The following is a 23,023-nucleotide window of genomic DNA, read 5'->3' on the forward strand; positions in this document are numbered from 1 at the left end:
TCCGCGATTATCGCCAACGGAATTCACCATGCGTTTGCTCTGCGCCTTCGACCGCGGCCTGTTCAAGCTGGTCTCGGCCCTCGCCCAACTTCTGCTGGTGGCCGCCGCGGCCGCCGCGTTCTACCAGGTCATCGCCCGGTTCGTGCTGCACTCGCCCGCCGACTGGAGCGAGGTCCTCACCCGCGCCCTCCTCATCTGGACCGTGCTGCTGGGCGTGGCCCTGGCCTTCCGCCACGGCGCCATGATCAGCGTGGAACTGCTGCGCAACCTGCTGGGCGGCACGCGCCGCCGCGTGCTCGAAGCCATCATCGGCCTGATCTGCGCCGGCTTTCTCGGCTTTCTGGCCTGGATCGGCGGCAACATGACCTATCGCGTCCGGTTCCAGAACGTGCCGAGCCTGGACATCTCAATTTCCTGGATCTATCTGGCGATCCCCGTGGGCGCCACGCTTGCCGCCATCGCCGTGCTGGCCCGCTGGTGCGCCGGCGAAGAAGACGACGTGCCCGTGCGCAACGACGCGCAAGGCTGAGCCGCCCCCTATCGAACCTGAGCAGCAGAAATCGCCATGTCCCAATTAATGATTGTCTCGATGCTGATTTTCTTCGGGCTGTCCGTGCCGGTCGCCGTGTCGATCGGCCTGGCCAGCCTGGCGGGAGTCGGCGCCTCGGGCCTGCCCTGGCTGGTCGTCGCGCAGCAGTTGTTTGCCGCGCTGGACAAGTACCCGCTCGTGGCCATCCCCTTCTTCATCCTGGCCGGCAACCTGATGGAAGCCGGCGGCATCTCCGAACGCATGGTGGAATTCGCCAAGAGCGTGGTCGGCGGCATCCAGGGCGGCCTGGCCTGCACCTGCGTGCTGACCTGCATGATCTTCGCGGCGGTCGCGGGCTCCAGCGTGGCCACCACCTTTGCGGTCGGCGCGATCCTGATCCCCGCCATGATCCGGCACGGCTATCCGGCCCCCTTTGCGGCGTCATTGCAGGCCAGCGCGGCGGAACTCGGGGTCATCATCCCGCCGTCCATTCCGATGATCCTGTTCGCCGTGTCCACCGACACCTCCACCGGCGAACTGTTCATCGCCGGCGTCATGCCCGGCATCCTGATCGGCGTCGCACTGATGTTCTACGTCTGGCTCTACGCCAAGCGCAACAACCTGGGCAAGCGCGACGGCGAAGGCCGGCTGCCGCTGTGGCCCGCGTTCAAGCGCGCCTGGCTGGCGCTGCTGATGCCCGTCATCATTCTGGGCGGCATCTACGGCGGCGTCTTCACGCCGACCGAAGCGTCGGTCGTGGCCGTGATGTACGCGGTCTTCGTGGGCAAATTCATCTACCGCCGCCTCACGTTCCGTCAGTTGTCGGACACGCTGCACAAGTCGGTCGTGTCCACCGCCGTCATCATGTTCGTGATCGCCAACGCCGGCATCTTCAGCTTCCTGCTCAACCGCGCCGGCATTCCGGACGCGCTGGGCACGTGGCTAGCCCAGATTTTCGACACCAAGTTCGGCTTCCTGATGGGCGTGAACGCCGCGCTGTTCGTCATCGGCATGTTCATCGAGACCTCGGCGTCGATTGTCGTGCTGGCCCCGCTGCTGCTGCCGGTGGCGCTGCAGTTCGGCGTGGACCCGGTGCACTTCGGCATCATCATGGTGGTCAACCTGGCGCTGGGCATGATCACGCCGCCGTTCGGGGTGAACCTGTTTGCCGCTTGCGCGGTGGCCAAGCTGCCGCTGGAGCGCCTGATCAAACCTCTGGTGCCCTTCGTCGGCGTGGTGATCCTGTGCCTGATGGTCATCACCTACTGGCCCGGGCTGTCGCTGGGGCTGCGCGATCTGGTGTACGCGAAGTGATACGCGCGTAGCCGCCGCGCGGGCAATCGTCCGTGCGGCGGGTAGCGCCCGGCCCGCCTGACCGGCGTGCAGGGGTCGCAGAATGAGAAAAGCGCCCGGTTGGGGCGCTTTTTCGTTCTGGGGGCCTAGATTTCGCGTTCTTCCGTCTTGAGGTTGTTGTCGCGGGCGAAATCCACCACGAACTTGTAGGCCAGCGGCTCCAGGTCGCGCAGGCGCAGGTCGACGACGATCCCGCGCACGCCATCGATCACGACGGGCAGCACATAAGGCGAATAAGTGAGGTGGTTACCAGCACAGCCGGCGGGCCGGAACTGTGCCATTACGCCGGCGAGCCGTTCGGCCCAATCGCTCGGGCGGAAGCGGCTACCGCTTTCGGTAACGCCATGAATTACGAATTGTCTGACGCGAGTTGCCATGTGTTCTTCACTGCGGGACGCCTTTCACGAAAGCCGGATCTTCGGCGTGATCAAACATGCGTGCCGCGCCGCGAATTGTATATGATTGATCCTTTGCCCTCTTTCGAACCGCGATTCTCCCCTGATTCGCCCTAGCAAGCGGGCATGCTGTCGATGCCATTCCCCCAGGAGGATCCGCGATGAGCTCGCCTCTGGCCAATATCTATGCCCGGCTGCCGGTATCGTTCACGCACGGCCAGGGTGTCTGGCTGTGGGACGCAAGCGGCCGCAAGTACCTGGATGCCCTGGCCGGCATCGGCGTCTCGTGCCTGGGCCATGCCCATCCGAAGCTGGTCGCCGCCATCGCCGAGCAGGCCGCCCGCGTCATCCATACCTCCAACATCTACGGCATCTCCCAGCAGACCGAGCTTGCCGCCCGCCTGACGGCGCTGTCCGGCATGCAGGAAGTCGCGTTCAACAACAGCGGCTCCGAAGCCAATGAGGCGGCCATCAAGCTCGCCCGCTACTACGCCTACCAGCGCGGCAACCAGCACGCCCACATCATCACCATGGATTCGTCCTGGCATGGCCGCACGTTGGCCACGCTGGCGGCCACCGGCAGCGACAAGGCGCGCAAGGGCTTCGAGCCCCTGCCCAGCGGCTTCATCCAGGTGCCGTACAACAACCTGGAGGCGGTGCGCGCCGCCGGCGACGCCGAGCCGCGCACCACCGCCGTGCTGCTGGAAGTCCTGCAAGGTGAAGGCGGAATCCGCCCGTCCGACATCGCCTACCTGCAGGCGCTGCGCCAACTGTGCACCGAGCGCGGCTGGCTGCTGATGATCGACGAAGTCCAGTCCGGCATCGGGCGCACCGGCAAGTGGTTCGCACACCAATGGGCCGACATCCGCCCCGACGTCATGACACTGGCCAAGGGCCTGGCCGGCGGCGTGCCCATCGGCGCGATGCTGGCCGCAGGTCCGGCCGCGGGCGTCTTCACGCCGGGCAGCCACGGCACCACGTTCGGCGGCGGACCGCTGGTGTGCGCCGCGGGCCTCGCGGTGCTCGATGCGCTGGAATCCGAAAACCTGCTTGAAAACGCCCATGACGTGGGCGAATACCTGAAAGACCGCCTGGCCGGCGCGCTGGCCGGCACGCCCGGCGTGGCCGACATCCGCGGCCGCGGCCTCATGCTGGGCATCGAGCTGGCCCGCCCCTGCGGCGTCCTTGCGCTACGCGCCATGGAAGCAGGCCTGCTCATCAACGTCACGCGCGACCGCGTCATCCGCATGCTGCCGCCGCTGATCCTGACGCGCCAGGAGGCCGACCAGATCGTCGCCCTTCTGGTGCCGCTCATCCAACAGTTCCTGGCCGAAAAACCATAATCAACGTCCCTGCCGGGCCACGAGCCTGGCGGGGCCCAATGACCTGCGACATCAACATGACTCCTCCCACGACTCAAAACGGCCCGCTGCGGCACTTTCTGCAGTTCAAGGACTTCTCGTCCGCCGAGATCGCCTACGTGCTGGACCGCGCGCGCCTGATCAAGGAAAAGTTCAAACGCTACGAGCCCCACATGCCGCTGCACGACCGCACGCTGGCAATGGTGTTCGAAAAGGCCAGCACGCGCACCCGCGTGTCGTTCGAGGCCGGCATGTACCAGATGGGCGGCTCGGTCATCAACCTGACGTCCAACGACTCGCAGCTCGGCCGCTCCGAGCCCATCGAGGACACCGCGCGCGTGATCTCGCGCATGGTCGACATCGTCATGATCCGCACGTTCGAGCAGACCCGCATCGAGCGCTTCGCGTCGCATTCGCGCGTGCCCGTGATCAACGGCCTGACCAACGAATTCCACCCCTGCCAGATTCTGGCGGATATCTTCACCTACATCGAGCACCGCGGCCCCATCGCCGGCAAGACGGTCGCCTGGGTGGGCGATGCCAACAACATGGCTTACACCTGGCTGCACGCGGCCGAAATGCTGGGCTTCACGCTGCATGTGTCCACGCCGGCCGGCTACGAACTCGAAGCCTCGCGCATCGGCACGCCGTCCGACAAGGTGCTGCGCCAGTTCAAGGACCCGATGCAAGCCTGCAAGGGCGCGCATCTGGTCACCACCGACGTGTGGACCAGCATGGGCTACGAGGCCGAAAACGAAGAGCGCCGCGCGGCATTCGCCGACTGGTGCGTGGACGCCGAAATGATGGCCGCGGCTGACCCGCAGGCCGTCTTCATGCACTGCCTGCCCGCCCACCGCGGCGAGGAAGTCACCGGCGAAGTCATCGACGGATCGCAGAGCGTGGTCTGGGACGAAGCCGAGAACCGCCTGCACGTGCAGAAGGCGCTGATGGAATTCCTGCTGCTGGGTCAGGTCGACTAAACCCGTCCTGTACGCATGAAAAGGGCCCGGACATCCTGCGATGTCCGGGCCCTTCTGCTTTTGACTTTCCGCTTTCTAAAACGCTTGGCGCTACAGGATCTTCCTGAACATCGTGCGCCGCGTGTTGCGGAACGACGGCCGCACGCGGCTGCTCCAATCGGTTGCGCGCACGGCCAGCCACGGCGGGCTGCCAAAGGTTTCCTGCGTGTGCAGGTCGTAGCAGGCCAGGTAGCGCGGCGATTCATCGCGGCATTCCCAGCGCTGCGCGCGCACCGTGCCGGGCACCGACGCAAGCCCCGGCAGATGCTCCTGGTCATACCACGCGTTCAGGTCGGCCTCGGCTTCGGGCAGCACGTCAGTTTCGACGATGTAATGCCACGGCGACTCCTGCCCCGCCGACGCGCCGGGCAGGTCCAGCGTCAGGTGCAGCACCCGCGCATGCGCGCCGGGCGCCAGTTCGGCGAGGCGGGCCTGGATCTCCGGCAATGCGCGGGCCCCGCGCACGTATACGTAGGTGTCCTCGGCTTCCAGCGCGGCAAAGGCGCTGATCTTCACATCCGCCAGCCCGTCCGCGAGACGTCCGGCCAGATCCCCGGCGCGCGCCTCGTCAAACCGTTCGCCCAGCGACACCAGCAACATCGTTTCCTGCACAGCCCTCTCCTTCAATGTCCGACGCGCAAGGCGACCAGAAAGCGCGACACCATGTTGTACGCGCCGACCGTTGCCGTCAGTTCCACCAGGTGCGCATCATCGTAGCGTTCCCGCAGCGGCGCAAACACCGCGTCCGGCACCTCGATGTCGCGGGTCATCGCATCCGTCAGCGCCAGCACCTCGGCTTCTCCGGGTTCCAGTCCCTGCACCTGATCCGGCGCGGGGTTGCCGCGCAGCACGTCGATGACCGCCTGCGGCATGCCGCCCGCCAGCGCGTGGGGCACGTGCGCCTCGAACTCGTATGGCGCATTGTTCAACGTCGCCACACGCAGGATGATCAGCTCGCGCAGCCGCGGCGCCAGCGACGTCTTTTGCCGGATCGCGGTCAGCATGGCTTCCCAGCCCTCGACCACCGCCGGGCTGTTCAACAGCACCTGATACAGCGGCGAGATGCGGCCGCGCGCGGCGGCGATGCGCGCCTCCAGCACGGCCAGTTCCGGGCGGGTGCCGGGTACGACGGGTTCGATTCGGCGCGCGCTCATGGTTACTCCGGACGGATGTTCTTGCGCTGGATCAGCGCGGTCCACTTCTCGCGGTCGGCGGCGATCAGCGCGCCCAGTTCCTGCGGCGTGCTGGGCGCGGCCTCGGCGCCGAACTTTTCCAGGCGGGCGCGGACGTTCTCGTTGCCCAGCGCGGCGCGCACGGCCTGGTTCAACTTGTCGACGGTGGCGGCCGGCGTGGCCGCGGGCGCGACCAGGCCATACCAGTTGTTGGACTCGACGCCCGGGATGCCTTGCTCAGCCAGCGTCTTCACGTCGGGCAGCAGCGGATGGCGCGTCGGCGCGGCCAAGCCCAACGGCTTGAGCTTGCCGCCCTGGATGTGGCCGATCAAGCCGGGCACGTCGCCGAAGAAACCGGATACCTGATTGCCCATCACGTCGTTGATGACGGGGGCCGCGCCCTTGTACGGCACGTGCAGCACCTTGGCCTTGCTGGAATCGGCGAACATTTCCAGCGTCAGGTGCGGAATGCTGCCGATGCCCGACGAGCCGATGGCCACCGACTGCGACGCGGCCTGCGACTTCTTCACGAAGTCGGCGGCATCCGTCGCCGGATTGGACGGGTTCACCACGAACACGGTGGCGTTGTTCACCACGCGCGAGACCGGCGCGAAATCGCGCGCGGGGTCATACGGCAGGTCCTTGTACAGCGCCGGGCTGATCGCCACCGCGCCGACGCTGGTCAGAAACAGCACCGAGCCGTCGGCCGGCGCCTTCGCCACGTAGGCGGCCGCGATGTTGCCGTTGGCGCCCGCCTTGTTCTCGACGATGACGTTCTGCTTGAGCTCCTTGCCCAGTTGCTCGGCCAGCACGCGTCCCACCAGATCCACGGGACCGCCCGGCGGGAATGCAATGATCAGGCGCACGGGGCCGTCGGCATGGGCCGCGCTAGCGGCGGCCAGGCTCAGCACGGCGGCCGAGATGATTTTCTTGAACATGTTGTCTCCTCGTTGATGGGGATGTGCGAGCGGCGGGGGCTTCCTGGCCCTCGTTCCGCGGTCATTGCCTGCTACTGAAATCCGTACAGCCGTGCCGGGTTGTCCACCAGCACGCGCTGGCGCAACCCGGCGTCCGGGCACGCCTCGAAAAATGTGTCGACCAGTTCGCCGTCGTCCGGCATGTCGCCGGCCACATTCGGATGCGGCCAATCCGTGCCCCAAAGGGTGCGGTCCGGCATGGCCTCCACCAGCGCGCGCACGAAGGGAATGCCTTCCGCAAAAGGGCGGCGTCCCGCGGCGATCCGGTCGATGCCCGACACCTTGATCCACGCCTGCCCTACGTCCGCCAGGCTGAGCAAGGCGCGCATCGCGGGCGAATCCAACCCATCGGCCGCCTTCAGCCTGCCCATGTGGTCCACCACGAACGGCACCGGCAGCGTGATCAGGCGCGGCAGCAGTTCGGGCAACATCGCGCCATCCACGTGCAGGCAAAGGTGCCAACCCAGCGGCGCGATCAGCTTGACCACATGGTCGAACACGGCCGGCTCGGGCGCGCCGCCCAGATGCGGCACGAAGTTGAAACGCGCGGCCCGCACGCCGCCTTCATGCAGCGCCTTGACGCTGGCGGCGGTGGCGTCCGCGCCCAGGAGCGCCACGCCGCGATATCGCCCGTTGCTACGCGCCAGCGCGTCCAGCAAGGCGCGATGGTCCGATCCATGGCAGTTGGCCTGCACCACAACGGCGCGCTCGATGCCCAGATGGGTATGCAGCGCCGCCATGCTGGCGAACGACGCGTCCGGCGGCGTGTACGAGCGGCCTTCCGCATACGGAAATACATCGCCGGGTCCGAAGACGTGGCAGTGCGCGTCGCATGCGCCCGGCGGCAGCGCATGGCGGGGACGGGTGGGCGAGGCAAGCGGCGGACGGCAATCGGGCACGGGAAGTTCCTGCATGGAAAGCGCCATGGTCGCGGAATGCCGGTGGGCGAACAATGCTATACCGTATATTTCTGATATCGAAAAACCTAATATCCCGATGGACCTCAAGCAGATCGAATACTTCGTGCGCGTGGCCGAACGCCGCAGCTTCTCGCGCGCCGCCGAAATGCTGGACGTCGCGCAGCCCACCCTCAGCCGCCAAGTGCGGCTGCTGGAACTGGAGCTGGGCCAGCACCTGCTCTACCGCAACGGGCGCGGCGCCGAGCCCACGGAAGCGGGCCTGCGCTTTCTCGAGCACGCCCGCGCCCTGCTGGCGTTGGCCGAGCGCGCCAAGGAAGACCTGCAGACGCTGCGCGAAACGCCCACCGGCAAGGTCATGATCGGCCTGCCACCGCGCATCGCGCGCGTGCTCACGCCGCCGCTGGTTCAGGCATTCCGCCAGAATTTTCCGGACGCGTCGATCGCGGTGGCTGAAGGCTTGAGCGCCCAGGTGCGCGAATGGCTGCTCGCCGGCCGGGTGGACCTGGCCTTGCTCTACGATCCGGCCCCGTCTCCGCAGCTTGTCTACGAGTCACTGTTCCGCGAAGACCTGGTTCTGGCGGCCGCGGCGGGCCATCAGCCGCCCCTGCCCGCCCGCGTGCCGGTCGCGCGGCTGGGCGACTATCCGCTGGTGCTGCCCAGCCTGCCCAACGCCATCCGCACCCTTGTCGAAAGCGTCTGCCGTGCGCAGGGCGTGCGGCTCAAGGTCGCGGCCGAAGTCGACGCCGTGCAGACCATTGTGGAACTGGCCGCGCAGGGTGATGCCTATGCCATCCTGCCGCGCTCGGCGGCGCGCGGCCCAGCCGCCGAGCATGAACTGTCCCTGTGCGCCATCAGCTCGCCCACCATCACCAACAACCTGGTGCTGGCCAGCGCCCGCCATCGCCCGGCCACCCGGCTGGCCGCGGCCACGGGCGAGCTGATCCGCGGCCTGCGGCTTGCGGCGCTGTTCGCGCCGGGCGCCCCCCGCGCCGAAACCCCGGCGGCCAGCCCCCCTCAAAAGAGTTAAAATGGCGGGCTATTTTCTTGTTTGGCGGCTCGTTGCTGTCAAAGTCCTGTTGGCGTCTCACCTCAAACAATGACCACTATCCTCCCGAACCTGCCCACCGGCCAGAAAGTCGGCATCGCCTTTTCCGGCGGCCTGGACACCAGCGCGGCGCTCCTCTGGATGCGCAACAACGGCGCCATTCCCTACGCCTACACCGCCAACCTGGGCCAGCCCGACGAATCCGACTACGACGAGATTCCCCGCAAGGCCCTGGCCTACGGCGCCGAAAACGCCCGCCTGATCGACTGCCGCGCGCAGCTCGTGGCCGAAGGCATCGCCGCCCTGCAATCGGGCGCGTTTCACATCTCGACCGCCGGCATCACGTACTTCAACACGACGCCCATCGGCCGCGCCGTCACCGGCACGATGCTGGTGGCCGCCATGAAGGAAGACAACGTCAACATCTGGGGCGACGGCAGCACCTTCAAGGGCAACGACATCGAGCGTTTCTACCGCTACGGCCTGCTCACCAACCCGGAACTCAAGATCTACAAGCCCTGGCTCGACCAGCGCTTCATCGACGAGCTCGGCGGCCGTTCGGAAATGTCCGAATACATGCGCCAGGCCGGTTTCGACTACAAGATGTCGGCTGAAAAGGCCTACTCCACCGACTCCAACCTGCTCGGCGCCACGCACGAAGCCAAGGACCTGGAACAACTGAATTCCGGCATCCGCATCGTCAAGCCCATCATGGGCGTGGCGTTCTGGCGCGACGACGTCGCCGTCAAGGCCGAGGAAGTCACGGTGCGCTTCGAAGAAGGCCAGCCCGTCGCGCTGAACGGCGTCGAATACGCCGATCCAGTCGAACTGCTGCTCGAAGCCAACCGCATCGGCGGCCGTCACGGCCTGGGCATGAGCGACCAGATCGAAAACCGCATCATCGAAGCCAAGAGCCGCGGCATCTACGAAGCCCCGGGCCTGGCCCTGCTCTTCATCGCCTACGAGCGCCTGGTCACCGGCATCCACAACGAAGACACCATCGAGCAGTACCGCGAAAACGGCCGCAAGCTGGGCCGTCTGCTGTACCAGGGCCGCTGGTTCGACCCGCAAGCCATCATGCTGCGCGAAACCGCCCAGCGCTGGGTGGCCCGCGCCATCACCGGCGAAGTCACCATCGAACTGCGCCGCGGCAACGACTACTCGCTGCTGAACACCGTGTCGTCCAACCTCACGTACGCGCCCGAGCGCCTGTCCATGGAGAAGGTGGAAAACGCCCCCTTCACGCCGGCGGACCGCATCGGCCAGCTCACCATGCGCAACCTCGACATCGTCGACACGCGCGAAAAGCTGTTCACGTACGTCAAGACCGGCCTGCTCGCATCCAGCGGCACGTCGCTGCCCCAACTGAAGGACACGACCTCGAAGAAGTAATTCTTCAAGGCCAAACAAAAACCCTCGGTTTTCACACCGAGGGTTTTTTTTCGCCTGGCTGCGGCGCGCCGTGGCCGCGACGCCGCCAGCGTGGCGTCTAGAGCTCGACCTGCATGCCCATTTCCACGACCCGGTTAGCCGGGATCTTGAAGAACTTGGTGCTGCGGGTCGAATTGCGCGCCATGAACGAGAATACCGCGCGCCGCCACCGCGACAAGGCGGGCTTCTTGGCCGCCACCACCGTCTGGCGCGACAGAAAGAACGACGTGCGCATCGGCTCCAGGTCCAGCTCAGGATAGGCCTCCGCAATCAGGCGCAGCGCCTCCGGCACATCCGGATCTTCCTTGAAGCCGTAGGTGACGACGGCGGCCCAGCTCGTTGCGCTGAGCTTGTTCACCTCGAAGCGTTCTTCCGGCGCGATGTACGGCACGTCGGCCGACTGGATCGAGAGGAACAGCACGTGGTCGTGCAGCACCTTGTTGTGCTTCAGGTTGTGCAGCAGCGCCGGCGGGACGTTGCCCGAATTCATCGTCATGAAGATGGCGGTGCCCGGCACGCGCGACGGCGGATACTGCTCGAGCTGCTCCATGAATTCCTTGAGCGGCTGGCGGTCGCGCTGCTGCATGTCGGACAAGAGGCGCCGGCCCCGGCGCCACGTCATCATCAGCGTGAACACCACGATCGCCACCACCAGCGGCAGCCAGCCGCCTTCGTGGATCTTGAAGACATTGGCCGAGAACAGCAGTACATCCAGCAGCAGCAACAGTCCCAGCACCAGGAACCACATCATGCGCTTGATGCCCTTGCTGCCGCGCGGCAGCACCGCAAATGCCAGCACCGAGGTCGTGAACATCGTGCCGGTCACCGCAAAGCCGTACGCGGCTGCCAGGTTGTCGGAATTGCGGAACCACAGCACCAGGATCAGCACCGCGCACAGCAGCAACGCGTTGACCTGCGGCAGATAGATCTGGCCCTTTTCGATCGCGGACGTATGCAGGATCTGCATGCGCGGCCAGAAGCCGAGCTGCACCGCCTGGCGCGTCACCGAATAGGCGCCCGAAATCACGGCCTGCGACGCCACGATGGTGGCAATGGTGGCCAGCGCGACCAGCGGGGCGAGCCCCCATTCCGGCGCCATCAGGAAAAACGGATTGCGGATCGCAGTGGGGTCGCGCAGCAGCAGCGCGCCCTGGCCGAAGTAGCACAGCGTCAGCGCCGGCAGCACCATGCTGAACCAGGCGCGGCGGATCGCCGGGCGGCCAAAGTGGCCCATGTCGGCATACAGCGCCTCGGCGCCGGTCAGCGCCAGCACCACCGCGCCAAGCAGCACGAAGCTGACCCACGGAGCCTCGACGATGAAGCGCAGCCCCCACATCGGGTTCAGCGCGGCCAGCACCTCGGGGGTCTGCCAGATCTGCCAGCCGCCCAGCGCGGCCAGCGTGGCGAACCACACGAACATCACCGGACCGAACAGCTTGCCCATGGCGGCCGTGCCATGCGACTGGATCGCAAACAACGCGATCAGCACGACCAGCGCGATCGGCACCACCCAGTGGTCCAGCGTATGCGACACGATCCCGATGCCTTCCAGCGCCGACAGCACGGAAATCGCCGGCGTGATCATGCTGTCGCCATAGAACAATGCCGCGCCGAAGATGCCCAGTACGATCAGCACCCAGCGCAGCTTGCCTTCGCGTGCGCGCACCGCCAGCTCCAGCAGCGCCAGCGTGCCGCCCTCGCCGCGGTTGTCCGCGCGCAGCACGAGCATCACGTATTTCAGGGACACCACCACCATCAGCATCCAGAACAGGATGGACAGCACACCCAGCAGATGGGCCGGCTCCAGGTCGGTGTGCACGCTCAGGCCGGTCAGGCAGGCGCGCAGCGTGTACAGCGGGCTGGTGCCGATGTCGCCGTAGACCACGCCCAGGGCGCCCAGGACCAGCGCCGCGCGCGATGAAGGGGCGTGTGCGCCGCCGGGATGGCCTGGGGGCAAAGAAGCAGCGCTGACCGTGCCTTGGCTCATGATGCAGGTTCTTGGCGAGTGAGTTGAGCCCCCTTGCGGGGGCCGGGGAACACGACGGACAGCCGCGTTCCAGAAAAATCGGGCCGGCTGGTGAGCTTCCACCAGGCGCCGTGCGCGTGCGCGATCTCACGCACGATGGCCAATCCCAGGCCGGAGCCGCCCGCCGTCGCGGTGGGCGACCGGTAGAACGCCTCGAACACGCGGTCGCGCTCTTCGGGCGGAATGCCGGGACCGTCGTCCTCGACAGTCAGCGAGGGCGGATTGGCGCCGACGATCAGCGTGATGCGGCCCGTCGGGTTGCCATAGCGCAGCGCATTGTCGATCAGGTTGCCCAGCAGTTCCGCGAGCAGCAAGGGGTCCGCGTCGATCCAGATGGGCGACTCGGGCGCAGCCAGATCCAGTTCGTAGTGCGCCTCGCGCACCCGCGGAAACCACTCCGCGCCATGCACCCGCACCCACTCGCACAGGTCGATACGCACGAAGCTGTCCTGCGGACGAGCGTTGGGATCGGCGCGGGCCAGCACCAGTAGCTGCTGGCCTAGCCGGATCATGCGATCGCTGACAGCCTTGATGCGCTCGGCGCGGGCCCGGACGTCGTCCGGCAAGGGACGCGCCAACATGAGCTCGGACTCCAGCCGCAGGCCCGCCAGCGGTGTTCGAAGCTGATGCGCGGCATGGCCGATGAAGCGCCGCTGAGCGGCCAGCGACGCGTCCAGCCGCAGCAGCAGGTCATTGGTGTGGGTGACCAGCGGCTCGATCTCCACCGGCACGCCTGCAACCTCCAACGGCTGCATGTCGTCGATGGAGCGTTGCCGGATCTCTTCGGACAGATGGTTCACCGACCGCAACCCGGACCGCACGCCCTGCATCACCACCCACGCAAACAGCGCGATCAGCGCCACCTGGCCCACGACCATCAGCCAGAAGAAGTCTTCCAGCATCCACAGCGACATGTCGATCTTGTGGGTGATGACCCACGTTGCCGCCAGGTCCAGCAGGACGAGCAGCAGGATGGGCGGCATCAGTCGAATGACAAGATGCCGGGCAAGCGATCGGGAGGGAAGCATGGGGGGGCGCGCAGCCGGAGACGGTTGGGGAGTGCGTTCCTGCGTCATGGCGCGAAGCCCTCGATGAGGCGGATGAAAACGCGCGGACGGCGATCACCGGCCGCGGCCGGCCCGTCAGGCCGTTTCCACATCCAGCATGTAGCCAAAGCCACGTACCGTCTGGATGCTGGCGCCCGTGCCTTCCAGGCGCTTGCGCAAGCGGTACACGTAGACTTCGACGGCGTTCTCGCTGAAATCCGCATCCCAGGCGGACAGGGAATTGACGATCTGGCGCTTGGTCACGACGCGGCCCACGCGGGCCATCAGCATTTCGAGGACGGAAAGTTCACGCACCGACAGCGACAGGCGCTGGCCGTTGGCGCGGACTTCGCGGCCGACGGTGTCGAACACCAGCGGGCCGACTTCGATGAGCGGCTGGGCCTGGCCCGCGCGGCGGCGGCCAAAGGCGCGGACGCGCGCGGCCAGCTCGGGCAGCTCGAAGGGCTTGGTGACGTAGTCGTCCGCCCCAGCGTCCAGACCGGCAACGCGGTCTTCGATGCCATCGCGGGCGGTGAGGATGAGCACGGGGACCTGATTGCCGTCCTGCCGCAGTTGCCGCAGCACGTCCAGGCCGCTCATGCCGGGAAGATTGAGGTCGAGCAGCATGAGGTCATACGGCTGGCCCGCCAGCGCGCCCAGAACCCGGTCGCCCTCGGTCAGCCAGTCGACCGCATAACCCTGGTCGGCCAGGAATTCCTGGAGCGCATGGCCCAGGGTGGTGTCGTCTTCGATTACCAGAACTCGCATGCCGCGATTCTAGCGCGATCCAAAAAAAAAGGGGCGCGAAATGCGCCCCCTTCCTGGATTCGTTCACCCGCCGGACGGAGCCGGCGCGGCGGCGGGCGCTCCCGCGGCCGGCGGCGCCACCCGAGGGCGGCGTCGTGACGAAACCGATACGCGTCATGCCCGAGCGGCGCGCCGAGGCCATCACCTTGGCCAGCGTTTCGTAACGGGTGTTCTGATCGGCGCGGATGCGGATCTCGGGTTGCGGCTTGGTGCCGGCGATCGACTTGAAGCGATTGGGCAGGTCATCGATATTGACCGGCTTCTCGTCCCAGAACAGTGCGCCCGCGGCGTCGATCGCCAGGTCCACGGTCTTGGGTTCTTCCTCGATCTGCTCGGCAGCCACCTGGGGCATGTTGATCTTGATCGAGTGCGCCAACAGCGGCGCCGTGATGATGAAGATCACCAGCAGCACCAGCATGACGTCGATCAGGGGCACCATGTTGATCTCGGACACCGCATGGCTTCCGGACCCTTTACCCTCAAAGCTGCCAAAGGCCATTATTCGCTCCCGCGTTGAGCCGCGTGGCCGTTCTGGCGACGCAGCGCGCGCACCTTGCCGTCGGACAGCGCGACTTGCTGGCCAGTGGTCAGGAACGCAAACAGGTCATGTGCAAAGGCATCCAGGCGCGACAGGTACACGCGGTTGTTGCGCACGAACGTGTTGTACGCCAGCACCGCCGGAATTGCCACCGCCAGGCCCAGGCCCGTCATGATCAGGGCCTCGCCCACCGGACCGGCGATGCGGTTGATGGTCACGCCATCGGACAGGCCGATGCCGACCAACGCGTGATACACGCCCCAGACCGTACCGAACAGGCCGACGAACGGCGCCGTCGAACCCACCGAGGCCAGCACGGTCAGGCCGTTTTCCAGCTTGGCCGTTTCTTCGTCGATGACCTTGCGCATGGTGCGCGTGACGAAATCCGAATTGCTGCCCGACTCTTCCAGCTTGGTGGCGCCGAACTTGTTGTGGTGCGCCTGCGCATGCATGGCGTGGCTGGCCAGATGCGAGAACGGATCGCGCGCGCCGTGCGTGCTGATTTCGTGCTCGACCTGCTCCAGCGAGCTCGCGTTCCAGAACTTGTTCAGGAAATCGGCCGAACGCTTGCGCATGCTGACGTTGCTGCCCGCCTTGACCAGGATGAGATACCAGGTCACGAGCGACATGAGGATCAGGATGACGAACAGGCTCTTGCCCACGAAGTCGCTCTGCGCGACGAAGTGCAGGAAGCCCATGTCGGGGACAGGAGCCGGCGCGGGCGGAATCGCCGCCGCAGCGCTGTGCAGCGCGTCGGCCGACTGCTGGACGGCGCCAGCGGCTTGCTGGGCGACCCCGCCGCCCGTCGTGGCGGCTTGCTGGGCTGCGGGCGCGGCGGCGGCAGCCGGCGCTGCTGCCGGGCTGGTAGTCGCCTGCGCCACCAGGGTGGCGCTATGCAGTGCGTTGGACATCTCAGTTCCTCATTACGAAATCGAACGGAATTTTTGCTTTGGCGGGATAAGCCACGCCATTACGGGTATACGGCTTGAAACGGCCTTTGCGGGCGGCTGCCAGCGCCGACTCGTCCAGGCGCGGAAAGCCCGACGAAGCGTCGATGGTGGCGCGCTCGACCAAGCCCTGGGTGTTGATTTCCACCAGCACCACGACTCGGCCCTCTTCCCGCATGCGGCGCGATGCCATCGGATAGTTGGGCATCGGACGCGCGCCCTGGAACTCGATGCTCGAGACCAGCACGGGCTGATCGGGAGGCGGTCCCTGCGTCGGCCCCTGCGGCGCCTGCGTGCCTTCCGGCGCACCGCTGGGCGGCGTCTGCTGCGGCGGCGTGTCGGGCTTGGGCTCGGGTTTGACGTCCTGCTTGGGCTGAGGCTTGGGTTTGGGCTTGGGTTTGGGCGGAGGCGGCTTGGGCGCCGGCATCGGCGGCTTTTCAACCACCGGCTCGGGCTCGGGTTCCGGTTCCGGCTCGGGCTTCAATTCCGGTTCGGGCTCAGGTTCGGGCTCGATCTCGGGTTCAGGCTCGGGCGGCGTCTCGGTCACCGGCTGCGGCACTTCGGGCGTGGGTTCGGCTTTGGCGATCTGGGGGACGGGGGCGTCCACCACGCTCACCATGATTGCCTCGGGTTCCTCCAATTCAGGACGGCTTTCCGGCGCCATGAAAATGGCGCCGATCACCGCTGCATGAAGCGCGACGACCGCCAGACCAGCGCCTGCGCGTATACCAAAAGAAGACCGCGAAGTAGAGTTCCAACCGGGTTGAAGACTAGGCATGAATCAGCCAGGGAGCATTGACTTTTCCGGCCAGCCAGGAAGTTGACGCGCACAAGACCGCGGCGCCGGGCTGACCGGTACAAGCCCGTCATAGTATCTCAAATGCGAATGATTCGCACGTTGTATTTCGAATGGAACAGCGTAGCACCACTGATCGGAATCAAAGCGAGATCAATAAAACGCTTACGAAAAAGGGCTGGCGCTTGGCGCAGAAAACAAAAAACCCGCCACGTTGCCATGAGCGGGTTACATGCGGATTCGGGCCTTTGCACGGTGTGCCTGCCGAACCGGAAATCGTGTGCTTCTGGTGGGTGCTACAGGGGTCGAACCTGTGACCTACGCCGTGTAAAGGCGCCGCTCTACCAACTGAGCTAAGCACCCATTTCAGTGCAACTGCCCGGCGCGATTAGCGCGGGAAAATTGCCAACTTGGGGTACTCAAAAGCAATACGCGGGCCGGAGTATACCGGACCGCGTACTTGTGGGCAAATCGCAGCGCCGTGCGCCTTGCGATCAGCGACCGTCAATTAGTTGACGGCGTCCTTCAGGGCCTTGCCCGGACGGAACTTCGGCACCTTGGCCTTCTTGATCTTGATGGTTTCGCCGGTGCGCGGGTTACGGCCAGTGCGCGCGGCGCGAGCCGACACGGCAAACGTGCCGAAACCGACCAGCGTGACCGTACCGCCCTTCTTCAGCGTGGTCTTCACGGCACCGATCAGGGCGTCGAGCGAACGGCCGGCGGCAGCCTTGGAGATATCGGCCTTGCTGGCGATGTGATCGATGAGTTCGGTTTTGTTCATGCAGGTGTACCCCTCACAAGGTGTGGAGTCTGCCGGGGGCGGAGTTCATGGCCGTCAGGATGGATGCCACAAATGGACGCGAGACCAGGCAAACGACGAACAGACAGTGGATAAACTTTTTTCTTGCGCTGCAAAGCACAACTTTTAAACTGCTGCGCCGCTTAGGATTTGCTGGCTTCTTGCCTGCAAACCGTCAGCGACGCAGACGTATATTAGGCCTTGGCGTAGAGCGGCTGTCAAGAGAAAACCTGACGGCAACCCGCGTCAATACTAGCTTTTAGGCGTTTTCGCAATAAACAAAAACGCGCATTTAGGGGTTTGCGCGACACCCCGAAAAAACACTTTAGGCTTCATCAAACGTCGGCCCAGCGGCGCAGCAGATTGTGATAAATGCCCGTAAGCTGCACGATCGACGCATGCCCCGCCACATCCTGGTTCAAGCGCTGGATGGCCACGTCCATGTCCAGCAGCAATGCGCGCTGGCTGTCTTCGCGCACCAGGCTCTGCATCCAGAAGAATGAACTGACGCGCGCGCCGCGCGTCACGGGATTGACCTTGTGCAGGCTGGTGCCCGGATACAGCACCATGTGTCCTGCCGGCAGCTTCACGGCGCGCGGACCATAGGTGTCGTCGATGACGAGTTCGCCGCCGTCGTAGCTGTCGGGATCCGAAAAGAACAGCGTGGCGGACAGGTCGGTGCGCACGCGCTCCGATGAACCCGCGATGCCGCGCACGGCGTTGTCGACGTGATAACCGAAGGCCTCGCCGCCTTCGTAGCGGTTAAAGAGCGGCGGGAAGATCTTGCGCGGCAACGCGGCCGACATGAAGAGGTTGTTTCCCGACAGGCGCTGCAGAATCAGGGTGCCCAGCTCTTGCGCCAGGGGATGCTGTTCGGGCAATTGCCGGTTGCGTTTGACCTGCCCCGACTGATGACCCGCAGTGACCTTGCCGTCGACCCAGTCCGCGGCATCCAGCCGCTGGCGGATGTCGGCCGCTTCTTGCGGCGTGAAGACTTCTGAGATCTGTATGAGCATGGGTTCCTACCCGATTGCGTTGCCGGCTCGGCCCTGGCGGGGGGCCGAGCCTGCCGAATTATCCCTTCAGGCAACCATTGAGCGCCTGATCGAAATCAAACAGCAAATCGGCCTCGTCTTCGATGCCGACCGACACGCGGATCAGGCTGTCCGCAATGCCCATCTGCTGACGGCGTTCGGCGCCCATCTCGTAATAGATGGTATGGGCCGCGGGCAGCGCCAGGCTGCGCGTGTCGCCCAGGTGCGTCGCCATCAGGACGACGCGCAGGCGGTTGAGAAAGTCGAAGCAATCGACGCCGTCCGCCAGCTCAACACCCAGCAGGCCACCAAACCGCGAGCCGAACAGCGCCGCCGCCCGCGCATGCTGCGGATGGCTGGCCAAGCCTGGATAATGCACCTTCGCCACGCCCGGGTGTTCTTCGAGCAAGCGCGCCAGCGCCAACGCGTTGGCGCAATGCTTGGCCATGCGCAGCGCCAGCGTCTCGGCGCCCACCGCAATGCGGTGCGCCGGCTCGGCGGCGAGCGTGCCGCCCATGTCGCGCAGGCCCTTCTTCTTGATCTGCGTAAGGCCCCAACTGGTGGACGCGCCCTTGCGATAGGCTTCGTAGATGTTGTCGTTGCCGGCCCAGTCGTACAGGCCGGTGTCGGTCACGGCGCCGCCCAGCGCGTTGCCATGCCCGCCGATGTACTTGGACAGCGAGTTCATCACCAGCGACGCGCCGACGGAGGCGGGCCGGAACATCCACGGCGAGGTCAGCGTGTTGTCCACCACATAGACCAGCCCCTTTTCGCGGCAGATCTCGCCGATCACGGCCAGGTCGGCCACCTGCGTGCCCGGGTTGGCGATGGTCTCGGTAAAGACCATGCGCGTATTGGGCTGGATGGCGGCGCGCACCTGCGACGAATCCGTCGCGTCGACGAACGTGATCTCCACGCCCAGTTCCTGCAGCGTGCCGAACAGGCTGTTGGTGTTGCCGAACACGAACTGGCTGGACACCAGGTGATCGCCCCGGCGCAGCAGCGTGGTGAAAATGGCGGCCAGCGCAGCCATGCCGGTCGAGAAGCTGACCGTGCCCTTGCCGCCTTCCATCTGGCTGATCTTGGCTTCCAGCGCGGTCGTGGTCGGCGTGCCCTGGCGCGCATACGTAAAGCCCGCCTTGCCCTGGAACACGGCAGCCAGCTCGCGCGCGTCGTCGTACGCAAACTCGGACGACGGATGCATCGGCTTGTGCACCGCTCCGTGCTCGACGGATTGATTGCGGTCGGAATGGAGGATCGTGGTGGTAAAGCCGTTCTGGTGCATGATGGGCTGACGCAAGAAAGAAGGGAATCTACGGAATGGGACGAATCACGATTGACGCTGGCGCACGGTCTCGTACAGACAGACGGCGCTGGCGACGCTGACGTTCAGGCTTTCCACCGAGCCCAGCATCGGGATGTTCACGAGCTGGTCGCAGGTTTCACGCGTGAGGCGTCGCATGCCCTCGCCTTCGGCGCCCATGACCCAGGCCATCGGCTGGCGCGCGTCGATCTTGTGCATGCTGTCGGTGGCCTGATCGTCCGTGCCGACGAGCCACACGCCGCGATCCTTCAGGCTGCGCATGGTGCGCGCCAGGTTCGTCACCATCAGATACGGCACCGTATCCGCCGCGCCGCACGCGACGCGCTGCACGGTGGCGTTCAGCCCAACGGCGCGGTCGCGCGGCGCGATCACCGCGTGCACGCCGGCGGCGTCGGCGGTGCGCAGGCACGCGCCCAGATTGTGCGGGTCGGTCACGCCGTCAAGAATCAACAGCAGCGGCGGCCCTTCGACCACATCGAGCACTTCGTCGACATCCACCGCCAGCTGGCGTTCGTCGGCCAGCGCCACGACGCCTTGATGGCGGGTGCCACGTGACAGACCATCCAGTCGTTCCATGGGAACCGGGTGCACACGGCGGCCCGCCCGCTCGGCCTGCTCGATGAATGTCTGCATGCGTTTGTCGCGGCGCGAGGCCTCGACGTAGATTTCCTTGATCGACTCGGGCGCGTGGCGCAGCCGCGCGACAACCGCGTGAAACCCGGCCAGAACTTGGGTCGACGCCATAAAACAATACCTTTAGATAAACGAATACCCGCCCCAGAGGGGGCGGGCCACCGGACGGGACCGGCAATAACCGCAATGTTACCCCTTACGGCCACGCCGCCAAACGACGGCATGGCCATAAGGATCCGCCGCGGCCTGTCAGTGGCGCTTGCGGGTGGCCGACTTGGCGGGCGCGGCCCGCTGGGCGGCCTTGGGCGGCTTGCTGGCCTTCTTGGCCGCGGCGCGCCGTTCCTTGGCGGTCTGGCCCTTAAGGCCCGCCGGCTTGGGCGAGGCGGCCTTCTTGACGCGGCGCGTCGGTTCATCGGGGCCGCGCGCGGACGCCTTGCGCAGCGCGTCGAAGCTCGTGCCCTGCACCAGACGGAACTCGATGCGGCGCGCTTCGAGGTCCACGCGCGACACCTGCACCTGCACCTTGTCGGTCAGCCGGTAACGCATGCCGGTGCGCTCGCCGCGCAGTTCATGCAGGGCGTCGTTGAACTGGAAGTATTCGCCGCCCAGTTCCGAGACGTGCACCAGGCCCTCGACGTGCAGCGTGTCCAGGGTGACAAAGATGCCGAAGCTTGCCACGCCGGTGACCGTGCCGCTGAAGTCTTCGCCAACCCGTTCCTTGACGAACCAGCACTTGAGCCAGGCCTCGACATCGCGCGACGCCTCGTCGGCGCGGCGCTCGCTGGCGGACAGCACCAGGCCCATCTTTTCCCAGATGGCGTGCTCGTGTTCGCGCTGCGTGCGGCCGATGACGACGGCGTGGTCGTCCAGGCTGGGCACATACCGCTGCCCCGCCAGCAGCGCCTTGATCACCCGGTGCGTGAGCAGGTCGGGATACCGGCGGATCGGCGAGGTGAAGTGGCTGTAGCCCGGATAGGACAGGCCGAAGTGGCCCATGTTGTCGGGGCTGTACACGGCCTGCTGCATGGAGCGCAGGCACATGGTCTGCAGCAGTTGGTAGTCGGGACGCCCGCGCACCGAGTCGAGGAAATCGCCGTAGTCCTTGGCGGTGGGCGTTTCACCCCCGCCCAACGACAGGCCCATGGTGCGCAGGAATTCGCGCAGCGATTGCAGGCGTTCCGGCGTGGGGCCTTCATGGATGCGGTACAGGCCCGGATGCTTGCTGCGCGTCATGAAGTCAGCCGCGCAGGTGTTGGCGGCCAGCATGCATTCTTCGATCAGCTTGTGCGCGTCGTTGCGCACGGACGGCACGATCTGTTCGATGCGGCCGAGCTCGTTGCAGACGATCTTGGTTTCGACGGTGTCGAAATCAATGGCGCCGCGCTTCTTGCGGCCTTGCGACAGCACCTGGAAGAGTTCGTACAGATGCTGGACCTGCGGCATCACGCTGCGCATCGCGTGCGCGGCGGGACCACCCGGCTGCTGCAGGGCCGCCCAGATGTTGGTGTAGGTGGTGCGGGCATGCGAGTGCATGACCGCGTTGTAGAACTGGTACGCCGTGACCGTGCCGGCCTTGGCGCCGCTGGCCGGAATGACCATGTCGCACACCAGCACCAGGCGGTCGACGTCAGGATTCAGCGAACAAAGACCGTTGGACAGCGACTCGGGCAGCATAGGAATGACCCGGCGCGGGAAATACACGCTGGTGCCGCGCTCGATCGCATCGTCGTCCAGCGAATCGCCGGGGCGCACGTAATGGCTGACGTCGGCAATGGCAACCAACAGGCGCCAGCCCGGACGCTTGCGCTGGCCCGTGCCCAGTTCCACCGGCTCGCAATACACGGCGTCGTCGAAGTCGCGGGCGTCCTCGCCGTCGATGGTGATGAGCGGCACGTCGCGCAGGTCGACCCGGTCTTTCAGGTCGGACTTGCGGACCGTATCCGGCAGGCGCGCGGCCTGCTTCAAGGCGCCATCCGTGAAGTCGACCGGCACGTCGAACTTGCGCACGGCAATTTCGATTTCCATGCCGGGATCGTCGATCTCGCCCAGCACCTCGGCCACGCGGCCCAGCGGCTGGGTGTGGCGCGTGGGCTGCGCCATGATTTCCACCGCGACCACTTGCCCGTGCTGGGCGCCATTGGTGTCGCTCGGCGGAATCAGGATGTCGTGCTTGATGCGCTGATCTTCGGGCACAACGATGGACAGGCCATGCTCGTGCAGGAAGCGGCCCACCAGCTTGTTGGTGCGGCGCTCGATGACTTCGACGATGGTGCCTTCCGGCTTGCCCCGGTATTCGCCGCCCGGCTTGACCAGCACGCGGTCGCCATGCAGCACCTTGAGCATTTCGCGGGGCGACAGGAACAGATCCGGACCGCCGTCATCGCGCAGCAGGAATCCGAAGCCGTCGCGATGCCCCAGCACCTTGCCGGCCACGAAGTCGAGCTTGGTCGCCAGCAGCAACACGCCCTTGCGGTTGGGCATCAACTGCCCGTCGCGTTCCATGGCGCCCAGGCGGCGTTCAAACCCCACCAACGTCGCCTCGCGCTCGACGCCCATGCGCTCAGCCAGCTCAGCCGGAGACAACGGCGAACCCGCGGCGCGCAGCGCTGTCAGGATGGCTTCACGGGACGGAACATCAGGGTCGAAGTCCGGCGGCGCTTCGGGCAAGGGTGTTGATCTGTTCTTATTGGATTCGTTATTCGATCGTTTTGCCAAAGCTAAATTTTCCGTATATAATGCGCAGCTTCTGTGGTTCGCCCAAGGCTGAACACTGAAGCAGAAATGGTCAGGAAGGTTTAAAAACCGGGTTTGAAAAAACCGATTGTAAAACCAACTGCATTCAGACGCATGGATTAGTTCAAGAATTGAATC

At 65.7% G+C, this 23,023-nt stretch carries 22 protein-coding genes and 1 tRNA gene; 6 read left to right on the forward strand and 17 right to left on the reverse strand.

Annotated features, from left to right (window positions below):
- Nucleotides 1-28 precede the first annotated feature (28 nt).
- Both ASD71_RS16885 and ASD71_RS16890 read left to right on the forward strand, forming a co-directional pair.
- Complete coding sequence (locus ASD71_RS16885; protein ID WP_056567167.1) at nt 29-529, forward strand: TRAP transporter small permease; 501 nt, start codon at nt 29-31, stop codon at nt 527-529.
- A gap of 36 nt (nt 530-565) precedes the next feature.
- Nucleotides 566-1,843, forward strand: coding sequence for a TRAP transporter large permease (locus ASD71_RS16890; protein WP_056567169.1), 1,278 nt, complete (start codon nt 566-568; stop codon nt 1,841-1,843).
- 125 nt (nt 1,844-1,968) lie between these two features.
- Here ASD71_RS16890 and ASD71_RS16895 read toward each other — a convergent pair whose 3' ends face one another.
- The gene (locus ASD71_RS16895) at nt 1,969-2,259 is read right to left on the reverse strand and encodes a DUF3579 domain-containing protein (protein WP_013392635.1); all 291 of its coding nucleotides are present in this window, start codon (nt 2,257-2,259) and stop codon (nt 1,969-1,971) included.
- A gap of 179 nt (nt 2,260-2,438) precedes the next feature.
- On the opposite strand from ASD71_RS16895, the gene ASD71_RS16900 reads away from it, so the two are divergent.
- Nucleotides 2,439-3,620 carry an aspartate aminotransferase family protein gene (locus ASD71_RS16900; RefSeq protein WP_056567172.1) on the forward strand — a complete coding sequence of 394 codons (1,182 nt, stop codon included), beginning with the start codon at nt 2,439-2,441 and terminating at the stop codon, nt 3,618-3,620.
- A gap of 56 nt (nt 3,621-3,676) precedes the next feature.
- Entirely contained in the window at nt 3,677-4,618 is a 942-nt protein-coding gene (argF, locus tag ASD71_RS16905; protein WP_056569351.1) for an ornithine carbamoyltransferase, read from the forward strand.
- 90 nt (nt 4,619-4,708) lie between these two features.
- Here argF and ASD71_RS16910 read toward each other — a convergent pair whose 3' ends face one another.
- The 4 genes from ASD71_RS16910 to ASD71_RS16925 all read right to left on the reverse strand — a co-directional run bounded on the left by ASD71_RS16910 (nt 4,709) and on the right by ASD71_RS16925 (nt 7,705).
- A complete protein-coding gene (locus ASD71_RS16910) occupies nt 4,709-5,269 on the reverse strand; it encodes a DUF4286 family protein (protein WP_082578981.1) in 561 nt (186 codons plus the stop codon).
- Between the two features lie 11 nt (nt 5,270-5,280).
- Nucleotides 5,281-5,811, reverse strand: coding sequence for a carboxymuconolactone decarboxylase family protein (locus ASD71_RS16915; protein ID WP_056567177.1), 531 nt, complete (start codon nt 5,809-5,811; stop codon nt 5,281-5,283).
- Between the two features lie 2 nt (nt 5,812-5,813).
- Nucleotides 5,814-6,767 (reverse strand): tripartite tricarboxylate transporter substrate binding protein, encoded by a 954-nt coding sequence (locus ASD71_RS16920; protein ID WP_056567179.1) that lies wholly within the window; start codon nt 6,765-6,767, stop codon nt 5,814-5,816.
- Between the two features lie 71 nt (nt 6,768-6,838).
- Complete coding sequence (locus tag ASD71_RS16925) at nt 6,839-7,705, reverse strand: amidohydrolase (protein WP_200949454.1); 867 nt, start codon at nt 7,703-7,705, stop codon at nt 6,839-6,841.
- A 97-nt stretch (nt 7,706-7,802) separates the two neighbouring features.
- Here ASD71_RS16925 and ASD71_RS16930 point away from each other — a divergent pair, with 97 nt between their 5' ends.
- Together ASD71_RS16930 and argG are read left to right on the forward strand one after the other, a co-directional pair.
- Complete coding sequence (locus ASD71_RS16930; protein WP_082578982.1) at nt 7,803-8,753, forward strand: LysR family transcriptional regulator; 951 nt, start codon at nt 7,803-7,805, stop codon at nt 8,751-8,753.
- 69 nt (nt 8,754-8,822) lie between these two features.
- On the forward strand, nt 8,823-10,163 hold the full coding sequence (argG, locus tag ASD71_RS16935; protein ID WP_056567185.1) for an argininosuccinate synthase: 1,341 nt from the start codon (nt 8,823-8,825) through the stop codon (nt 10,161-10,163).
- 97 nt (nt 10,164-10,260) lie between these two features.
- Here argG and ASD71_RS16940 read toward each other — a convergent pair whose 3' ends face one another.
- From ASD71_RS16940 to rnr, 12 genes are all read right to left on the reverse strand, one after another.
- A complete protein-coding gene (locus ASD71_RS16940; protein ID WP_056567186.1) occupies nt 10,261-12,189 on the reverse strand; it encodes a potassium transporter Kup in 1,929 nt (642 codons plus the stop codon).
- Nucleotides 12,186-13,256 (reverse strand): HAMP domain-containing sensor histidine kinase, encoded by a 1,071-nt coding sequence (locus ASD71_RS16945; RefSeq protein ID WP_235512238.1) that lies wholly within the window; start codon nt 13,254-13,256, stop codon nt 12,186-12,188. Before ASD71_RS16945 ends, ASD71_RS16940 begins: the two co-directional genes overlap by 4 nt.
- Nucleotides 13,257-13,370: 114 nt before the next feature.
- On the reverse strand, nt 13,371-14,009 hold the full coding sequence (locus ASD71_RS16950) for a response regulator transcription factor (RefSeq protein ID WP_369818984.1): 639 nt from the start codon (nt 14,007-14,009) through the stop codon (nt 13,371-13,373).
- Nucleotides 13,906-14,535 carry an ExbD/TolR family protein gene (locus ASD71_RS16955; protein WP_369818971.1) on the reverse strand — a complete coding sequence of 210 codons (630 nt, stop codon included), beginning with the start codon at nt 14,533-14,535 and terminating at the stop codon, nt 13,906-13,908. The genes ASD71_RS16950 and ASD71_RS16955 overlap by 104 nt, the downstream gene beginning before the upstream one ends.
- A gap of 44 nt (nt 14,536-14,579) precedes the next feature.
- Nucleotides 14,580-15,530: a MotA/TolQ/ExbB proton channel family protein gene (locus ASD71_RS16960; RefSeq protein ID WP_056567190.1), complete on the reverse strand. Its 951-nt coding sequence runs from the start codon at nt 15,528-15,530 to the stop codon at nt 14,580-14,582.
- A 1-nt stretch (nt 15,531) separates the two neighbouring features.
- On the reverse strand, nt 15,532-16,344 hold the full coding sequence (locus ASD71_RS16965) for an energy transducer TonB (RefSeq protein ID WP_056567197.1): 813 nt from the start codon (nt 16,342-16,344) through the stop codon (nt 15,532-15,534).
- 305 nt (nt 16,345-16,649) lie between these two features.
- A tRNA-Val gene (locus ASD71_RS16970) sits at nt 16,650-16,725 on the reverse strand.
- 145 nt (nt 16,726-16,870) lie between these two features.
- Nucleotides 16,871-17,143 carry an HU family DNA-binding protein gene (locus tag ASD71_RS16975; protein WP_003812968.1) on the reverse strand — a complete coding sequence of 91 codons (273 nt, stop codon included), beginning with the start codon at nt 17,141-17,143 and terminating at the stop codon, nt 16,871-16,873.
- A 353-nt stretch (nt 17,144-17,496) separates the two neighbouring features.
- On the reverse strand, nt 17,497-18,177 hold the full coding sequence (locus ASD71_RS16980; RefSeq protein WP_056567200.1) for a Fe2+-dependent dioxygenase: 681 nt from the start codon (nt 18,175-18,177) through the stop codon (nt 17,497-17,499).
- A gap of 58 nt (nt 18,178-18,235) precedes the next feature.
- Nucleotides 18,236-19,480, reverse strand: a complete 1,245-nt coding sequence (locus ASD71_RS16985; RefSeq protein ID WP_056567203.1) for a cystathionine gamma-synthase family protein — start codon at nt 19,478-19,480, stop codon at nt 18,236-18,238.
- Between the two features lie 45 nt (nt 19,481-19,525).
- A complete protein-coding gene (gene rlmB, locus ASD71_RS16990; RefSeq protein ID WP_056567211.1) occupies nt 19,526-20,263 on the reverse strand; it encodes a 23S rRNA (guanosine(2251)-2'-O)-methyltransferase RlmB in 738 nt (245 codons plus the stop codon).
- 138 nt (nt 20,264-20,401) lie between these two features.
- A complete protein-coding gene (gene rnr, locus ASD71_RS16995; RefSeq protein ID WP_056567214.1) occupies nt 20,402-22,867 on the reverse strand; it encodes a ribonuclease R in 2,466 nt (821 codons plus the stop codon).
- Nucleotides 22,868-23,023 lie beyond the last annotated feature (156 nt).

This window comes from Achromobacter sp. Root565, assembly GCF_001427425.1.
Classification (GTDB): domain Bacteria; phylum Pseudomonadota; class Gammaproteobacteria; order Burkholderiales; family Burkholderiaceae_B; genus Achromobacter; species Achromobacter spanius_D.

Excerpts from the sequence above, each read along its gene's own strand:
- ASD71_RS16945 (WP_235512238.1), bottom strand. The coding sequence starts at position 13,256 with ATGCTTCCCTCCCGATCGCTTGCCCGGCATCTTGTCATTCGACTGATG.
- ASD71_RS16975 (WP_003812968.1), bottom strand. The coding sequence starts at position 17,143 with ATGAACAAAACCGAACTCATCGATCACATCGCCAGCAAGGCCGATATC.
- ASD71_RS16920 (WP_056567179.1), bottom strand. The coding sequence starts at position 6,767 with ATGTTCAAGAAAATCATCTCGGCCGCCGTGCTGAGCCTGGCCGCCGCT.
- ASD71_RS16940 (WP_056567186.1), bottom strand. The coding sequence starts at position 12,189 with ATGAGCCAAGGCACGGTCAGCGCTGCTTCTTTGCCCCCAGGCCATCCC.
- ASD71_RS16980 (WP_056567200.1), bottom strand. The coding sequence starts at position 18,177 with ATGCTCATACAGATCTCAGAAGTCTTCACGCCGCAAGAAGCGGCCGAC.
- ASD71_RS16890 (WP_056567169.1), top strand. The coding sequence starts at position 566 with ATGTCCCAATTAATGATTGTCTCGATGCTGATTTTCTTCGGGCTGTCC.
- ASD71_RS16960 (WP_056567190.1), bottom strand. The coding sequence starts at position 15,530 with ATGTCCAACGCACTGCATAGCGCCACCCTGGTGGCGCAGGCGACTACC.
- ASD71_RS16915 (WP_056567177.1), bottom strand. The coding sequence starts at position 5,811 with ATGAGCGCGCGCCGAATCGAACCCGTCGTACCCGGCACCCGCCCGGAA.
- ASD71_RS16895 (WP_013392635.1), bottom strand. The coding sequence starts at position 2,259 with ATGGCAACTCGCGTCAGACAATTCGTAATTCATGGCGTTACCGAAAGC.
- ASD71_RS16965 (WP_056567197.1), bottom strand. The coding sequence starts at position 16,344 with ATGCCTAGTCTTCAACCCGGTTGGAACTCTACTTCGCGGTCTTCTTTT.
- ASD71_RS16985 (WP_056567203.1), bottom strand. The coding sequence starts at position 19,480 with ATGCACCAGAACGGCTTTACCACCACGATCCTCCATTCCGACCGCAAT.
- argF (WP_056569351.1), top strand. The coding sequence starts at position 3,677 with ATGACTCCTCCCACGACTCAAAACGGCCCGCTGCGGCACTTTCTGCAG.
- ASD71_RS16930 (WP_082578982.1), top strand. The coding sequence starts at position 7,803 with ATGGACCTCAAGCAGATCGAATACTTCGTGCGCGTGGCCGAACGCCGC.
- argG (WP_056567185.1), top strand. The coding sequence starts at position 8,823 with ATGACCACTATCCTCCCGAACCTGCCCACCGGCCAGAAAGTCGGCATC.
- ASD71_RS16885 (WP_056567167.1), top strand. The coding sequence starts at position 29 with ATGCGTTTGCTCTGCGCCTTCGACCGCGGCCTGTTCAAGCTGGTCTCG.
- rlmB (WP_056567211.1), bottom strand. The coding sequence starts at position 20,263 with ATGGCGTCGACCCAAGTTCTGGCCGGGTTTCACGCGGTTGTCGCGCGG.
- ASD71_RS16900 (WP_056567172.1), top strand. The coding sequence starts at position 2,439 with ATGAGCTCGCCTCTGGCCAATATCTATGCCCGGCTGCCGGTATCGTTC.